17 protein-coding genes are annotated in these 13,995 nt (G+C 60.1%); 7 read left to right on the top strand and 10 right to left on the bottom strand.

The features are described 5' to 3' along the window. Positions 1-15 precede the first annotated feature (15 nt). On the top strand, positions 16-774 hold the full coding sequence (locus KVG85_RS00655) for an SDR family NAD(P)-dependent oxidoreductase (protein ID WP_217862725.1): 759 nt from the start codon (positions 16-18) through the stop codon (positions 772-774). A gap of 119 nt (positions 775-893) precedes the next feature. Here KVG85_RS00655 and KVG85_RS00650 read toward each other — a convergent pair whose 3' ends face one another. Then, a complete protein-coding gene (locus KVG85_RS00650; RefSeq protein WP_110646582.1) occupies positions 894-1,331 on the bottom strand; it encodes a multidrug/biocide efflux PACE transporter in 438 nt (145 codons plus the stop codon). A gap of 89 nt (positions 1,332-1,420) precedes the next feature. Between KVG85_RS00650 and KVG85_RS00645 the strand changes: the two genes are divergently transcribed. Beyond that, positions 1,421-2,275 carry a LysR family transcriptional regulator gene (locus KVG85_RS00645; RefSeq protein WP_217862724.1) on the top strand — a complete coding sequence of 285 codons (855 nt, stop codon included), beginning with the start codon at positions 1,421-1,423 and terminating at the stop codon, positions 2,273-2,275. 145 nt (positions 2,276-2,420) lie between these two features. On the opposite strand, the gene KVG85_RS00640 is transcribed toward KVG85_RS00645, so the two are convergent. From KVG85_RS00640 to KVG85_RS00630, 3 genes are read right to left on the bottom strand one after another with little or no spacing between them, the layout of a single operon-like run. After that, entirely contained in the window at positions 2,421-3,650 is a 1,230-nt protein-coding gene (locus KVG85_RS00640; RefSeq protein WP_217862723.1) for an RNA polymerase sigma factor, read from the bottom strand. After that, positions 3,643-3,987 (bottom strand): YciI family protein, encoded by a 345-nt coding sequence (locus KVG85_RS00635; RefSeq protein WP_039758054.1) that lies wholly within the window; start codon positions 3,985-3,987, stop codon positions 3,643-3,645. Before KVG85_RS00635 ends, KVG85_RS00640 begins: the two co-directional genes overlap by 8 nt. 40 nt (positions 3,988-4,027) lie before the next feature. Beyond that, positions 4,028-4,453 (bottom strand): YybH family protein, encoded by a 426-nt coding sequence (locus KVG85_RS00630; protein WP_217862722.1) that lies wholly within the window; start codon positions 4,451-4,453, stop codon positions 4,028-4,030. 142 nt (positions 4,454-4,595) lie between these two features. Between KVG85_RS00630 and KVG85_RS00625 the strand changes: the two genes are divergently transcribed. Both KVG85_RS00625 and KVG85_RS00620 read left to right on the top strand, forming a co-directional pair. Next, positions 4,596-5,081 (top strand): GNAT family N-acetyltransferase, encoded by a 486-nt coding sequence (locus KVG85_RS00625; RefSeq protein WP_217862721.1) that lies wholly within the window; start codon positions 4,596-4,598, stop codon positions 5,079-5,081. Positions 5,082-5,099: 18 nt separating this feature from the next. Beyond that, entirely contained in the window at positions 5,100-5,705 is a 606-nt protein-coding gene (locus KVG85_RS00620) for a pyridoxamine 5'-phosphate oxidase family protein (protein WP_217862720.1), read from the top strand. Positions 5,706-5,836: 131 nt separating this feature from the next. On the opposite strand, the gene KVG85_RS00615 is transcribed toward KVG85_RS00620, so the two are convergent. From KVG85_RS00615 to KVG85_RS00605, 3 genes are all read right to left on the bottom strand, one after another. Then, complete coding sequence (locus tag KVG85_RS00615) at positions 5,837-6,325, bottom strand: GNAT family N-acetyltransferase (RefSeq protein WP_217862719.1); 489 nt, start codon at positions 6,323-6,325, stop codon at positions 5,837-5,839. An 88-nt stretch (positions 6,326-6,413) separates the two neighbouring features. Next, positions 6,414-6,899, bottom strand: coding sequence for a GyrI-like domain-containing protein (locus KVG85_RS00610; RefSeq protein WP_217862718.1), 486 nt, complete (start codon positions 6,897-6,899; stop codon positions 6,414-6,416). 69 nt (positions 6,900-6,968) lie between these two features. Next, positions 6,969-7,631, bottom strand: a complete 663-nt coding sequence (locus KVG85_RS00605) for a LysE family translocator (RefSeq protein ID WP_186550664.1) — start codon at positions 7,629-7,631, stop codon at positions 6,969-6,971. Between the two features lie 138 nt (positions 7,632-7,769). On the opposite strand from KVG85_RS00605, the gene alaC reads away from it, so the two are divergent. Next, positions 7,770-8,987 (top strand): alanine transaminase, encoded by a 1,218-nt coding sequence (alaC, locus tag KVG85_RS00600; RefSeq protein ID WP_217862717.1) that lies wholly within the window; start codon positions 7,770-7,772, stop codon positions 8,985-8,987. 178 nt (positions 8,988-9,165) lie between these two features. On the opposite strand, the gene KVG85_RS00595 is transcribed toward alaC, so the two are convergent. Beyond that, a complete protein-coding gene (locus KVG85_RS00595) occupies positions 9,166-10,518 on the bottom strand; it encodes a GntP family permease (protein ID WP_016773551.1) in 1,353 nt (450 codons plus the stop codon). 82 nt (positions 10,519-10,600) lie between these two features. Further along, positions 10,601-11,134 (bottom strand): gluconokinase, encoded by a 534-nt coding sequence (locus KVG85_RS00590; RefSeq protein WP_016773550.1) that lies wholly within the window; start codon positions 11,132-11,134, stop codon positions 10,601-10,603. A gap of 216 nt (positions 11,135-11,350) precedes the next feature. Here KVG85_RS00590 and gntR point away from each other — a divergent pair, with 216 nt between their 5' ends. After that, on the top strand, positions 11,351-12,382 hold the full coding sequence (gene gntR, locus KVG85_RS00585) for an HTH-type transcriptional regulator GntR (RefSeq protein WP_024014046.1): 1,032 nt from the start codon (positions 11,351-11,353) through the stop codon (positions 12,380-12,382). 139 nt (positions 12,383-12,521) lie between these two features. On the opposite strand, the gene KVG85_RS00580 is transcribed toward gntR, so the two are convergent. Next, positions 12,522-13,394, bottom strand: a complete 873-nt coding sequence (locus KVG85_RS00580) for a LysR family transcriptional regulator (RefSeq protein ID WP_217862716.1) — start codon at positions 13,392-13,394, stop codon at positions 12,522-12,524. A 122-nt stretch (positions 13,395-13,516) separates the two neighbouring features. Between KVG85_RS00580 and KVG85_RS00575 the strand changes: the two genes are divergently transcribed. Next, positions 13,517-13,957, top strand: a complete 441-nt coding sequence (locus KVG85_RS00575; protein WP_217862715.1) for a PACE efflux transporter — start codon at positions 13,517-13,519, stop codon at positions 13,955-13,957. Positions 13,958-13,995: the final 38 nt, after the last annotated feature.

Here is a 13,995-nt window from a genome sequence, read left to right as displayed (position 1 = left end):
ATCGAGGAAGTCAGCATGAACCGCAAAATCGCACTGATCACTGGCGCCAGTCGTGGCCTCGGCCGCAGCGCCGCCCTGCACCTCGCCGCGCAAGGCATTGACATTATTGGCACCTACAACAGCCGCGCCGACGAGGCCCAAGCGCTGGTCACTGAATTGCAGGCACTCGGCGCGAAAGCGGCGATGCTGCAACTGGACGTCGGCCACAGCGAAAACTTCGCCGCGTTTGCCGAACAGGTTGAACAAGCACTGGTGGAGACTTTTCAGCGACAGCGCTTTGATTTCCTGATCAACAACGCCGGGGTCGGCGTGCATGCGCTGTTCAGCGAAACCACCCCCGAGCAATTCGATCTGCTGATGAACGTGCAGTTGAAAGGGCCGTTTTTTCTGACCCAGCAACTGTTGCCGCTGATCAATGAGGGTGGGCGGATCGTCAATATCTCCAGCGGTCTGACCCGCTTCAGCCTGCCGGGTTACGGCGCGTACGCGGCGATGAAAGGTGCTATGGAAGTGCTGACGCGTTATCAGGCGAAAGAGCTTGGGGCGCGGCAGATTGGCGTGAACGTTCTGGCGCCGGGTGCGATTGAAACCGATTTTGGCGGTGGCACGGTGCGCGACAACAGCGCGGTCAACGCGATGGTTGCCAGCAACACCGCGCTGGGTCGTGTGGGGCTGCCGGATGATATTGGCGGTGCACTGGCGCTGCTGCTGTCAGAGGGTGGGCAGTGGATCAACGGTCAGCGGGTCGAGGCATCTGGCGGCATGTTTCTCTGACCTCAACCAACAGACTGTTTGTGGCGAGGGGATTTATCCCCGCTGGGCTGCGGAGCGGCCCCAAAATCGGGTCTGCTACGCAGCCCAACGGGGATAAATCCCCTCGCCACAGGTTTACCTCAGCTTTCATATGCGCGGCGGGTCATGAAGCGCTCGCGCAGTACGTCATAACCCCAGTGGTAGACGTAGGTGTACGGCAGGAAAAAAAGCAGCACGCCGATGTCGAGCAACAACGCCTGCCACAGGCTGACCGACAGCCACCAGGCAATCAGCGGCACGCCCATCACGATCAGTCCACCTTCGAACAGCAACGCATGCACTACACGCACCCAGGCGTTGTGCGGCAGATTCATCCGCGCCAATGCACGGTCGAAAAACCGGTTGAACACCACGTTCCACGCCAGCGCCAACAGCGCGATCAACACGGTCACCGCGCCCATGTCGAGCAGCGGCTTTTGCATGATCCACGCGAGCAGCGGTGTGCAGATGAGGATGGCAAGAAACTCGAAACCAACCGCCTGGAAAACACGTTCGGTAATGGACTTGTGGGCAGTCATGGCCTGACTCCTTGTTTGACGATGGTTGCCATGATCCAACTTAATACCGATACTTCAAAACCAATAACCATCGATCAAGGCGATAGTTCATGGCTTCGCAGGAAGTACTGTTGGCGTTTGTCCAGGCGGCGACGCAAGGCTCGTTTTCCGCAGCGGCGCGTAAATTGGGCCGCAGTCAATCGACCATTAGCGCGGCAGTGGCAAGCCTGGAGATCGATCTGGATCTGCAGCTGTTCGACCGCAGCAGCCGCAAGCCCACGCTCACCCCCGCCGGCCACGTCATGCTGCAAAAAGCCGAGGCGATTCTGGCTGCCACCAGCCGCCTGGAAATGAGCGCTCGGCAATTGGCGCAAGGCGTGGAACCGAAGCTGACCGTGGCGATTTCCGACACTTATCAGTCCTATCGTTTCGAGGCGGCGCTGGTGGGTTTCGAGCAGCGTTATCCGGAGCTTGAGCTGGAATGCCTGATTGCCGAGTGTGACGACCTGATCGAACTGGTCCAGCGCGGCCGAGCGCATTTGGCCTTCGCGGAAATGCAGGACAACTACCCGCCGGATCTGGTGACCTCGACGGTGGCAGAGCGCACGGAGATAGCCCTGTTCGTCAGCCGCGAGCATGCTTTGGCGAAGCTTGAGCATGTCGATCAGCAGATTCTCGAGCAATATCGCGAATTGCGGCTGGCGACCATCGTCAATCCCTACGACAGTCGCGGCAAAGGCCGGGTGTGGTCGGCGCCGAGTTACCTGATGCTGCTGGAAATGGCTGAAAAGGGTTTTGGCTGGGCACCACTGCCGAGGTGGCTGGTGCAGCGTTATGCCAATGAATTGCTGATTGAGCTGAATGTGCGCGGCTGGCCGAAACCGGTGTTTGTCGACGCCTTGTGGTCGCGCTTGTATCCGCCGGGGCCGGCGGGGAGCTGGTTGCTCAGCAAGATGCTCGAATAAGCGGCGCTGCCATTCGCGAGCAGGCTCGCTCCCACACTTGGAATGCGCTCACTTGTGGGACCTAGCTTCCCAAAAGTGAAATGCAATCACCTGTGGGAGCGAGCCTGCTCGCGAAAGGGCCAGCCGCACCGACGCAGCTTCCAGATCAACCCAGGTCCCTCAGTCGCCCCTCGATAAACCGCCGCTCCGGCTCCTGCCGCGTCAGCTCAAGCGCCCGCTGATACGCCGCCCGCGCCTGCTCCACCCGGCCCAACTGCCGACAAAACTCCGCCCGCGCCGAATGCGCCAAGTGATAATCCTGCAACTCCCCCCGCGCCAGAATCCCTTCAACCAACAACAACCCGGCCAACGCACCATCACGCTTGGCCACCGCCACCGCGCGGTTCAGCTCGATCACCGGCGACGGCATTGCACGCAGCAATACGTCATACAGACCGACAATCTGCTGCCAGTCCGTTTCCGCCGCCGACGGCGCTTCCGCATGCACCGCTGCAATCGCCGCTTGCAGGCAATATGGCCCGAAGCGTCGCGTACTCAGGGCGTGCTCGACCAGCGCGCAGCCTTCGGCCATCAACCCGGCGTCCCACAACGAGCGATCCTGATCGTCGAGCAACACCAGTTCACCGCTCGGCGAAGTGCGCGCCGGTCGACGCGATTCGTGCAGCAGCATCAGCGCCAGCAGACCCATGACTTCCGGCTCCGGCAGCAACTCCATCAACAAGCGCCCCAGCCGAATCGCTTCGCGCGTCAGATCCTCGCGGATCAGCTCGGCACCGACCGAGGCCGAATAGCCTTCGTTGAACACCAGATAAATCACCCGCAACACGCTGTCGAGGCGCTCGGGTAATTCGTTCAGCGTGGGCACTTGGTAAGGGATTTTCGCGTCGCGGATCTTGGCCTTGGCGCGCACGATGCGCTGGGCAATGGCCGCCGGCGCCGAGAGAAAAGCGCGGGCGATTTCTTCGGTGGTGAGGTCGCAGACTTCGCGCATGGTCAGCGGCACCTGCGCATCCGCCGCCAGTGCCGGGTGGCAGCAGGTGAAAATCAGCCGCAAGCGATCGTCTTCCACGTCTTCGCCACTCCAGTCAGCCTGTTCGAGCTCATCGAGTTGTGCCAGCAGCAACGGTTGCGACGCCTTGAACCGCGCGCGCCGGCGCAGCACATCGATGGCTTTGAAACGTCCGGTGGAGACCAGCCAGGTACGCGGGTTGTCTGGCACGCCGTCGCGTTGCCAGCGCTCGACCGCGACGAAGAACGCCTCGTGCAAGGCTTCTTCGGCGAGGTCGAAATCACCGAGCAGGCGGATCAGCGTGGCCAGAATCCGCCGCGAATCCTCGCGGTAGACCTGCTCGACCCGCGCCCTGACGTCAGACATTCAACTGCCGCACCGGGCGCACTTCAACGCTGCCGACCCGCGCTGCCGGAATGTTGCCGGCGACCTGAATCGCTTCGTTGAGATCCTTGGCATCGATCAGGTAGAAACCGGCCAGTTGCTCCTTGGTTTCAGCGAAAGGCCCGTCGGTGATCGACACCTTGCCGTTGCGCATGCGTACCGTGGTGGCGGTCTCCACCGATTCCAGCGCTTCAGCGGCGATCATCCGCCCGCTGCCCTGAATCGACTCGGCGTAGGCCCAGCATTCGGCGTCTTCCGGGCTGTCCGGCGAGGTGTGCAGCAAGCGTTCATCGCTGTAGACCAGGCATAGGTATTTCATGGCGATCTCCTGATTCGAACGGATCAACTATGGCTGAAGATCAGGGGGTTACATCGAACAGCGTCGCGCCGCTCATCGGATCGAACGGTGCCGACCAGTGCTCATGGGCAATCTTCCACGCCCCGCCGACCTGCCGATAACAGGCGGTCACACGCATCCAGCAACTCTGGGTTTCGCCCTTGTCGTTGGTGCCGCCGCAATTGGCCACCCAGTGGGCGAAAGCGATGTTGTCGGCGCTTTCTATGGCGATTTCGTGAAACTCGAAAACGTGCGGGCCGGGGCACATTTGCATGCAGTCCACCCAATGCGCGCGGTAGGCCGGTTTGCCCTTGAATTGCAGGGCCTTGATCGCGTCGAACGAGACGATGTCGTCGGCGTACAGGGCCATGACTTTTTCGACGTCCTTGGCCATTACCGCTTCGCGATAGGTATTGATCAGAGTCTGGATTTCGCTTTGTGCGCTCATGGTGTTCTCCGTGGTTTTTGTTGTGAAGACACCCTTAGTCGTTTGCTCTTTGCGCAGATCGACAGGGCAAACAAAAAAATTTCGCCGACAACAATGTCGCTAGAATCCGAGCTTCAATCCTTGTAGGAAAAAGGAAATTCCCGTGTCAGCCCAACTCGTGCCGTACGACAGCCTGAACGCGCAGCAGCGTGAGCAAGTCGAGGCGATTGAAATTCACCCCGAGCAGATCAAGTTCTCCGGCGACATCCACGGTGCCCTGCACACCCTGCTGTCGAAACCCGGCCCCGGCGTAAAGGGTTTTGCCCTGCTGGCGGACGACGTACCGGTGGCGTTTCTGCTGCTCAAGCGCCCGCCGGTGTTGCCCGACTGGGCCGACGAACACAGCGCCACATTGCATGCTCTGCAGGTCGATCGGCGCGCGCAGGGCAAGGGTTACGGCAAGGCTTGCCTGCAAGCGCTGCCCGCTGTCGCCCGCGAGGCGTGGCCGGAGATCAAGGGGCTGGAATTGTCGGTGGACGCTGATAACGAGGCGGCGATTGCGCTGTATGCCAGGCATGGCTACGTCGACAGCGGCGAAGCGTACAAGGGCCGGATTGGGTACGAGCGGCGGATGGGCCTGTTTTTTTAAATCGTAGAGGGATAAACGATGATCGATTCGATAGAAGCATTGGAGGCCATTTACGGCCGGCCCCACGAACGCGCCGTGCGCAAGCAGATCGGCTTTCTCAACGAGGATTATCAGGCGATGGTGCGCCTGTCGCCGCTAGTGATCGTCAGCTCGGTGGGGACCGATGGCCTCGATAACTCGCCGCGCGGTGATGCGCCGGGGTTTGTTCGGATCATTGATCAAAACACGTTGGCCCTGCCGGATCGCCCGGGCAACAACCGCATCGATACCTTGCGCAATGTGCTGCACGATTCGCGGGTGTCGCTGCTGTTCATCATTCCCGGGATCGGCGAAACATTGCGGGTCAATGGCACGGCCCTGATCAGCGATGAACCAGCGTTGCTGGGGAGTTTCGCGGTGAATGGCAAACCGGCGAAAACTGTGTTGCTGGTGACGGTGGACGCGGCTTTTTTTCACTGCTCGAAAGCCTTTGTCCGCTCGGATGCGTGGAATCCCGAAACGCACCTGCCGCGCTCGGCCTTGCCATCTGCTGGCGCATTTCACAAGCGCCTGAATGACGGCCAGTTCGACGCCGACACCTACGATCGGGAAGCGCCGAAACGGGTGCGTGAAAGCCTTTACTAACCGCGCAACTACAGACACCTCAAAACCCTGTGGGAGCGAGCCTGCTCGCGAAGGCGTCGTGTCAGTCGACACTTGCTTAGCTGAAATACCGCTTTCGCGAGCAGGCTCGCTCCCACAGTTTTGATTGAAGTTCAGAGGGTCAGGATCATTTCGTGCCATGCCATCCCGCCGTGATCCGACTCCGACGGTTTGATGTAGGCAAAGCCAAAGCCGGCATACAGCACAATGTGCTGCTCTTTGCACATCAGGTGAATCGTCGCTTTGTCCATGGCGCGCATGCGTTCGATGAATTCGCCGAGCAGGCGCTTGGCCAGGCCCTGCCCTTGGTAATCCGGGTGCACCACCACCGACATGATCACCACGTTCGGCCCTTTCGGGTCGTGGCCGATCAGCTCCTTGAAGGCTTCGTCGGACATCTGCACGTCGAACGCCGCGCCGGAATTGATGAAACCGGCGACCACACCGTCCACCTCGGCGACGATGAAGCCGTCCGGCCAGGTGGCGATGCGCGTGGCGATCTTTTCGCGGGTGGCGGCTTCGTCGCCTTCATAGGCGACGGTTTCGATGGCGTAGCAGCGGTCGAGGTCGGCGGCGCTGACGTTGCGGATCACGGTGTTCATGGCAGCTCAAAAATCTGTGGAAACAAGGCCCGCCAGCATAATGCAGAACCAACGGGGCGGACATGCTCCGCCTCGATTGTTACGCCGCTCAGGCCTTGATCGGCAGCCAGATCTCCAGCGTGCCGGTATTGAGTTTCGGGTTGTAATCCTCGCTGTAGCGCTCGAATTCCGGGGCGTCCGCCGCATCGTGGCCGGACTGCGGCAGCCAAGTGTTCCAGATGTACTGGAAGGTGTCAGGGAGTTGCGCCAGTGGCCCTTTGTGCTCAAACACCGCATATTTCTGCGGCTGGATTTCAACCCAGCGGTACTTTTCCGGCAGGTCGTCGAGCTTGTCGATCTGCACCCCGGCGATGTATTCGAAACCGCCCTCGCCATCCGCATTGCAGCAAACGCCGTAGGTCACTTCATTGACTTGTGCGGGGATTTTTCCCAAGTGCGGGATCAGTTTTTCCCACAACGCGGGAATGTCTTCGGTGGTCTCCTGAGTGAATCGCCCGCCGAAACCGGCAATCAGCAGAAATTGCCCGTGTTCGAAGCGAGGCTCGGCTATCTCGACGCGTAGTTGTTCATCCATGACGCGACTCCTCAGAACGGAAAAGTGGATTCGGCTGGGAGTATAGAAAGCCCGACCCGTTTCGCACGTTTACAGCGAGTGCAACTGCTCGACGGCGCCCGAGCCGACAAACTCGTTGTAACCAGAAACAATCACGTACACCGCGAAATAGCAGAAGATCGCCGCCGATGCCAGATAGGAGTAGCGCAGAAGCTTGTCGCCCAGCAGTTTGCCGCCGTGGCTTGCCGCGAAGCACAGACCGGCCGACCACAGCAGCCCGGCGCAGAGAAAACCACCGAGAAACAGTGCCGAACTCAACGGACCACCGCCACCGGATCGGGCGATCAACGTGCCGCCAACCGCAGCAAACCAGAGAATCGCACTCGGCGACGACATGGCGAGGAAGATGCCGCGAAAGAATTCCTTGCGATGGGAGTTCTGCCCCACTTCCGCCGTTTCCGCCAGCAGCGCTTCGTGGTGAATTGCCGAATAAATCATCTTCGCCGCGAAGTAGATCAGCAGCGCCGAACCGCCAATCCATAGCACCCAGCGCACGCTTTCGTATTGCAGCAGAACGGTCATGCCGGCCAGTGCCAGCACCGCGTAGATCAGGTCACCGACGCAAGTGCCCAGGCCCAGGGCGAAGCCCTGAAAGTAGCCGCGCTGCATGGCCAGGGTGATCATCGCGATGTTGGCTACGCCGATATCCAGGCACAGCGAAAGGCTCAGCAAGAAGCCGCTGGTGAATTCCATTGACCGATTTTCCTTGAAAAAAATGTTTACAAGCGCGCTGGACAGTATGCCATCACTGCCCTTATCTTCCGCCACAGGTCACCGCAGTGACCAGCGTCGCTCGGACGGTTCCGGGCGCTTACGTTATCCGAGGCAACAATGGCCGAACAAGGTTCGCCGCGCCGCTTTGCGCGCATAGATCGACTCCCCCCTTACGTGTTCAACATCACCGCCGAGCTGAAAATGGCCGCTCGCCGCCGTGGTGAAGACATCATCGACCTGAGCATGGGCAATCCCGACGGCGCCACACCGCCGCACATTGTCGAAAAACTCGTCCAAGTTGCCCAACGTGAAGACACCCACGGTTACTCGACGTCCAAAGGCATTCCGCGCCTGCGCCGGGCAATTTCCAACTGGTACAAGCAGCGCTACGAAGTCGATATCGACCCGGAAAGCGAAGCCATTGTCACCATCGGCTCCAAGGAAGGCCTGGCGCATTTGATGCTGGCAACCCTCGATCAGGGTGACACCGTGCTGGTGCCGAACCCGAGCTATCCGATTCACATCTACGGCGCAGTGATTGCCGGCGCTCAGGTGCGTTCGGTGCCGCTGGTGCCGGGGGTGGATTTCTTCGATGAGCTGGAGCGCGCCATTCGCGGCTCGATCCCCAAGCCGAAAATGATGATCCTTGGCTTCCCGTCGAACCCGACCGCGCAGTGCGTGGAGCTGGATTTCTTCGAGCGGGTGATCGCCCTGGCCAAGCAATACGACGTGTTGGTCATCCACGACCTGGCGTACGCCGACATCGTCTACGACGGCTGGAAAGCGCCGTCGATCATGCAGGTGCCCGGGGCCAAGGACATTGCGGTGGAGTTTTTCACCCTGTCCAAGAGCTACAACATGGCCGGCTGGCGCATCGGTTTCATGGTCGGCAACCCGGAACTGGTCAGCGCCCTGGCGCGGATCAAGAGCTACCACGACTACGGCACCTTCACCCCGCTGCAAGTGGCGGCGATTGCTGCGCTGGAAGGCGATCAGCAATGCGTGCGCGATATCGCCGAGCAGTATCGCCAGCGGCGCAACGTGCTGGTCAAGGGCCTGCATGAGCTGGGCTGGATGGTCGAGAATCCGAAAGCGTCGATGTACGTCTGGGCGAAGATTCCCCTGGCGTATGCACATCTGGGTTCGCTGGAGTTCGCCAAGAAACTGCTGGCCGAGGCCAAGGTCTGCGTCTCGCCGGGGGTTGGATTCGGTGAATATGGCGATGATCATGTGCGCTTTGCCCTGATCGAAAATCAGGATCGGATTCGTCAGGCCGTGCGCGGGATTCGCGGGATGTTCCGCGCGGATGGTTTCAATCCGAAATCCCCTGCCTGACACCTGTCCCCTGTGGGAGCGAGCCTGCTCGCGAAAGCGGTGGGTCAGTCAGCATAGATGCAGCTGACACGACGCCTTCGCGAGCAGGCTCGCTCCCACAATGGCTTTCAGTGAACCGTGAAATCAGGACACAAAAAAACCGCATCGCTGCGGTTTTTTTGTGCCTGCAAACTGCGGCTTATACGAACAGCGACAGCAGCAGGATAAAGCCCAGGCCGACCACCGAGAGGATGGTTTCCATCGCCGTCCAGGTCTTGAACGTTTCGGCCACGGTCATGTTGAAGTACTGCTTGACCAGCCAGAAACCGGCGTCGTTGACGTGGGACAGAATCAGCGAACCGGCGCCGGTGGCCAGCACCAGCAGCTCACGGTTGACGCCCGGAATCATGCCGACAACCGGCACCACAATGCCGGCGCCAGTGATGGTCGCCACAGTGGCCGAACCGGTTGCGATACGGATCACCGCCGCTACCAGCCAGGCCAGCAGGATCGGCGAGATCTGTGCGCTGACCGCCATGTGGCCGATCACGTCACCCACGCCGCTGGTCACCAGCATCTGCTTGAAGCCACCGCCGGCACCGATGATCAGAATGATCGCAGCGGTAGGCGCCAGACTCGCGTCGAGCCACTTGAGCATCTGGTTGGAACCGATGCCCTGCTTGTAGCCGAAGGTGTACAGCGACAACAGCAGCGCCAGCAGCAGTGCGGAGATCGGGTGGCCGATCATGTCCATCCAGATGCGGAAGAAGTTGCCGTCCGGCAGTGCCACGTCAGCGAAGGTTTTCAGCAGCATCAGGAACACCGGCAGCAGCACGGTGACCAGAGTGATGCTGAAGCTCGGCAGGTTGGCCGAATCGTTTTCCCGGGCCAGTTGATCGACCAGCTCCTGATTCGGGTGACCCGGGATGTGTTTGGCGATGAAGGTACCGAAGATCGGACCGGCAATGATGGCGGTCGGCAGTGCGACGATCAGACCGTACAGAATGGTCTTGCCGATGTCAGCGCCGAATACGCCGATGGCCAGCAGCGGACCCGGGTGCGGCGGTACCAGGCCGTGCACTGCGGACAGGCCAGCGAGTAATGGGATACCGATCTTGATGATTGACACACCAGTGCGGCGCGCAACGATGAACACGAGCGGAATCAGCAGCACGAAGCCGATTTCGAAGAACAGCGGGATGCCCACCAGGAACGCGGCGAACATCATTGCCCACTGGACTTTGTCCTTGCCGAAGGCGCGAATCAGGGTCTGGGCAATCTGATCGGCGCCGCCGGATTCGGCCATCATCTTGCCGAGCATGGTGCCCAGGGCGAGGATGATGCCGACAAAACCGAGCACGCCACCAAAGCCGTCCTGGAACGCCTTGATGATGGTGTTGATCGGCATGCCGGAAGTCAGGCCGAGGAAGGCGGCGGCGATGGTCAGGGCTATGAACGGGTGAATCTTGAATTTGGTGATCAGGATAATCAGGCCGATTACCGTGACCACCGCATCGAGCAGCAGGAACGTCTCGTGGGACATGCCAAACATGGGGGGTGTCTCCTGGATTGTTGTTGTTATTAAAGCGGGTTGAACAGAAGTCGGGAGGACAGCGCTGTCTTTTTCAACATGCTCATACCGCCTGTTTCAGACCGTTGGCCTGCCACCAGACGTGAGCCTGCAGGGCCAGCTCTTCGACGCTGTGAATCGAGGCATTGAGCGGCAGAGTCAGCGGCTCGCCCTTGGGCGATTCGAGGGTGGCGAACTGGCTTTCGATCAACGTCGCCGGCATGAAGTGGCCCGGGCGGTGCGATACACGCTCGGCGGCGACTTCCGGGGTCAATTCAAGAAACACGAAACCCAGGCCCGGCAAGGCACTGCGCAGACGTTCGCGATAGCTGTGTTTAAGGGCGGAGCAGGTCAACACCGGGCGTTGGCCTTGGGCATCGACGCGACGCAGTTCATCGCACAGGCTGTCAAGCCAGCCAGCGCGGTCTTCGTCGTTCAGGGGGATCCCCGCGCTCATCTTTTCGATGTTCGCGGCCGGATGAAAAGTATCGCCTTCAATGGCAGTGGCGCCGCTCAATTGGCACAGGGCCTGGCTGACGCACGTCTTGCCGCAACCGGCAACGCCCATGATGACCAGGGCGGTGATGGGATGACTCATATAACACCTCAGCGCGCAGACAGCGCTACCTTTGCTAGCTATGACTCTAGTGCACAGGCAGAAGTTGCCGACGCCTTCTTGTCGTTTTTTTGGGTTGCAGCAGGTTTGTTCCTAACGCCAAAGAGCACTGATCAGGCAGGACCGCGCTCACGCATTTGCAGCTGCATCAGGACAGCGCTACCTTAGTGCCTTGATTTTTGTTTGGCAAGCCGCCCGATGACCTCCCCCAAGAACGATAAAAATACCCGCACCACCGGCCGTCCGACCCTTAATGAAGTAGCCCGCCTGGCCGGCGTCAGCCCGATCACTGCCTCGCGCGCCTTGCGCGGGGTGAGCACGGTAGCCACCGAACTGGTGGAAAAAGTGCAGAAAGCCGCGCTCGAACTCAACTATGTGGTCAACCCTGCCGCCCGTGCTTTGGCCTCGGCGCAGAGCCATTCGGTGGTGGTGCTGGTGCCATCGCTGTCCAACCTGCTGTTCATCGACACGCTGGAAGCCATTCATCGGGTGCTGACGCCCAAGGGCTTCGAAGTGCTGATCGGCAACTTCCACTACTCGCGCGATGAAGAAGAAAATCTGCTGCGCAACTACATGGCTTATCAGCCGCGCGGCTTTTTGCTGACCGGTTTTGATCGCACGGAAAGTTCGCGGCGGATGATCGAGGCCAGCAACATTCCCTGCGTGTACATGATGGAGCTGGACAGTGCTGCAGGAGTCAATTGCGTGGGTTTCTCGCAGTTGAGCGCGGGGGAAACTGCCGCCGAACACCTTCTGTCTCGCGGGCGTAAACGTCTGGCTTACATTGGTGCGCAGCTGGACCAGCGCACGTTGTTGCGTGGTGAGGGTTTCCGCAAGGCGTTGCAGAAGGCGGGCCGTTACGACCCGGATCTGGAAGTGCTGACACCGCGTGCTTCGTCGGTGGGCTTGGGCGGCGAGCTGTTCCTGCAATTGCTGGCGGCGCATCCGGACGTCGATGCGATCTTCTTTGGCAACGATGACCTGGCCCAAGGCGCGCTGCTGGAAGCCTTGCGTAACGGCATCAAGATTCCCGAGCAAGTGGCGATTCTCGGTTTCAACGACTTGCCGATGTCCGAACACATGGTGCCGCGCCTGAGCAGCATCAACACCCCGCGCGAGGCGATCGGCCGGCGCGCTGCGGAGCAGATGCTGACGTTGATGGCGGGTAACAAAGTGGCGCGGCCGGTGGAGGATATGGGGTTTGAGCTGAAGGTGCGCGAGAGTACCTGACCCTTCACAAATGCTGAGTTGAAACACAACCCTTGTGGGAGCGAGCCTGCTCGCGAAAGCGGTGGGTCAGTCAGCATTGATGCAGCCGACACGACGCCTTCGCGAGCAGGCTCGCTCCCACAGGGGATCTCTACCAAATTCAATGGCTGAGCAGGTCAACCAGGGCCTGCGCACCCTTTTGCAAGGGCTGGCTCTTGAGCCACACCGCGTGCACCGGCAGCACCAGGCCATTTTCGATGTTGCGAAAATTCAGCCGTTTCAAACGTCCCGCGTCCAGCCACGGCTGTACCACCGACAGCGGAAAATTACCCCAGCCCAATCCCGCTTCGACCATTTCCATTGCCGTCTCAAGATTGTCCGTGCGCCAGTAGGATTCAGCCACCAATGGCCGCGTCTCGCTGATCGGCAAGTCGCGGCTGGCGACGATGATCTGCCGCACCTGCACCAGATCTTCGAGAAACACATCGCGCCCCTGCAACAACGGGCTGTCCGCCGCCAGCGTGGCGATCATGCGTTCGCTGCCGACGAACTGAAACCGCTCCAGCGCATTCACGCTCAAACCGGCAAACGCCAGACACATGCTGACCCGGCCAGTGTGCAACATCGCCAGCACATCATCCTGCGGCGCAGTCAGCACTTCGATGTCGAGCAACGGATGCCGCTCGGCAATCACCTTGATCGCTGCCAGCAAGCGCCGCCGATCAACGTCCGCAACCACTCCGATCGACAACCTGCTTTCCAGCCCCAGCGACAGCTCCACCGCGTGCACTTGCAGCTGCTTGAGCTGCTCGGCGATCAGTCGCGCGTGGGGCACCAGTGACTGGGCCATCGCCGTGGGTTGCGGCTCGCGATGACTGCGATCAAACAACGCATAACCGAGCTCGGCCTCAAGGTTGGCGATGCCCATGCTTACTGCCGACGGCACCTTGCCCAACTGCCGCGCCGCAGCGGAAAACGAGCCGCGCTCGATCACCGCGAGAAATAATTCGATGCTGTCGCTGCTGAAATTCAAATGCCTCACCTATCAATAAAACTGAAAGCTTCCGACTTTTTCTGTCAGGTCTATTGAAGCTATCTTTCGCCGCCTTCGCCAGCCCTGCTGGCCAACATTCGGCAAGAAAGAGGCAAATCTGCATGCAAGGCGTGAAACGCAAACTGGTCTACGTGTCGCTCTACGAAGTGATTGGGATGACCTTCTCAGCCCTCGGTCTGGCGTTGCTCTCGGGCACGTCGCCGGGCAGCACCGGGCCGCTGGCGGTGATCATCACCAGCATCGCCGTGACCTGGAATTTCATCTACACCTCATTGTTCGAGCGCTGGGAAAGTCGCCAGATCTCGCGCACCCGTACGGTCAAACGGCGTATCGCCCATGCGGTCGGCTTTCAATTGACGCTGATCGTGTTCCTGATTCCGCTGATTGCGTGGTGGATGAACATCAGTCTGGTGCAGGCGTTCCTGCTGGATCTGGCGCTGATCATTTTCATTCCTTGCTACACCTTCGTGTTCAACTGGCTGTTCGACCGCATTTTCGGCCTGCCGAGCTCGGCGCTGCCGGATTCTGCCGCTGCGACATAAATCGCTAATTCGTAAGCAGATATTGCGAGAAATCAGCG

The sequence above is a fragment of the Pseudomonas triticicola genome (genome assembly GCF_019145375.1).
Classification (GTDB): domain Bacteria; phylum Pseudomonadota; class Gammaproteobacteria; order Pseudomonadales; family Pseudomonadaceae; genus Aquipseudomonas; species Aquipseudomonas triticicola.
The sequence above is the reverse complement of the archived record's forward strand: the minus strand, read 5'-3'. Positions and strand labels throughout refer to the sequence as shown.

Coding starts and splice junctions, on each gene's coding strand:
- KVG85_RS00655 (WP_217862725.1), top strand. CDS start 16: ATGAACCGCAAAATCGCACTGATCACTGGCGCCAGTCGTGGCCTCGGC.
- KVG85_RS00650 (WP_110646582.1), bottom strand. CDS start 1,331: ATGACTGCCCACAAGTCCATTACCGAACGTGTTTTCCAGGCGGTTGGT.
- KVG85_RS00645 (WP_217862724.1), top strand. CDS start 1,421: ATGGCTTCGCAGGAAGTACTGTTGGCGTTTGTCCAGGCGGCGACGCAA.
- KVG85_RS00640 (WP_217862723.1), bottom strand. CDS start 3,650: ATGTCTGACGTCAGGGCGCGGGTCGAGCAGGTCTACCGCGAGGATTCG.
- KVG85_RS00635 (WP_039758054.1), bottom strand. CDS start 3,987: ATGAAATACCTATGCCTGGTCTACAGCGATGAACGCTTGCTGCACACC.
- KVG85_RS00630 (WP_217862722.1), bottom strand. CDS start 4,453: ATGAGCGCACAAAGCGAAATCCAGACTCTGATCAATACCTATCGCGAA.
- KVG85_RS00620 (WP_217862720.1), top strand. CDS start 5,100: ATGATCGATTCGATAGAAGCATTGGAGGCCATTTACGGCCGGCCCCAC.
- KVG85_RS00615 (WP_217862719.1), bottom strand. CDS start 6,325: ATGAACACCGTGATCCGCAACGTCAGCGCCGCCGACCTCGACCGCTGC.
- KVG85_RS00610 (WP_217862718.1), bottom strand. CDS start 6,899: ATGGATGAACAACTACGCGTCGAGATAGCCGAGCCTCGCTTCGAACAC.
- KVG85_RS00605 (WP_186550664.1), bottom strand. CDS start 7,631: ATGGAATTCACCAGCGGCTTCTTGCTGAGCCTTTCGCTGTGCCTGGAT.
- alaC (WP_217862717.1), top strand. CDS start 7,770: ATGGCCGAACAAGGTTCGCCGCGCCGCTTTGCGCGCATAGATCGACTC.
- KVG85_RS00595 (WP_016773551.1), bottom strand. CDS start 10,518: ATGTTTGGCATGTCCCACGAGACGTTCCTGCTGCTCGATGCGGTGGTC.
- KVG85_RS00590 (WP_016773550.1), bottom strand. CDS start 11,134: ATGAGTCATCCCATCACCGCCCTGGTCATCATGGGCGTTGCCGGTTGC.
- gntR (WP_024014046.1), top strand. CDS start 11,351: ATGACCTCCCCCAAGAACGATAAAAATACCCGCACCACCGGCCGTCCG.
- KVG85_RS00575 (WP_217862715.1), top strand. CDS start 13,517: ATGCAAGGCGTGAAACGCAAACTGGTCTACGTGTCGCTCTACGAAGTG.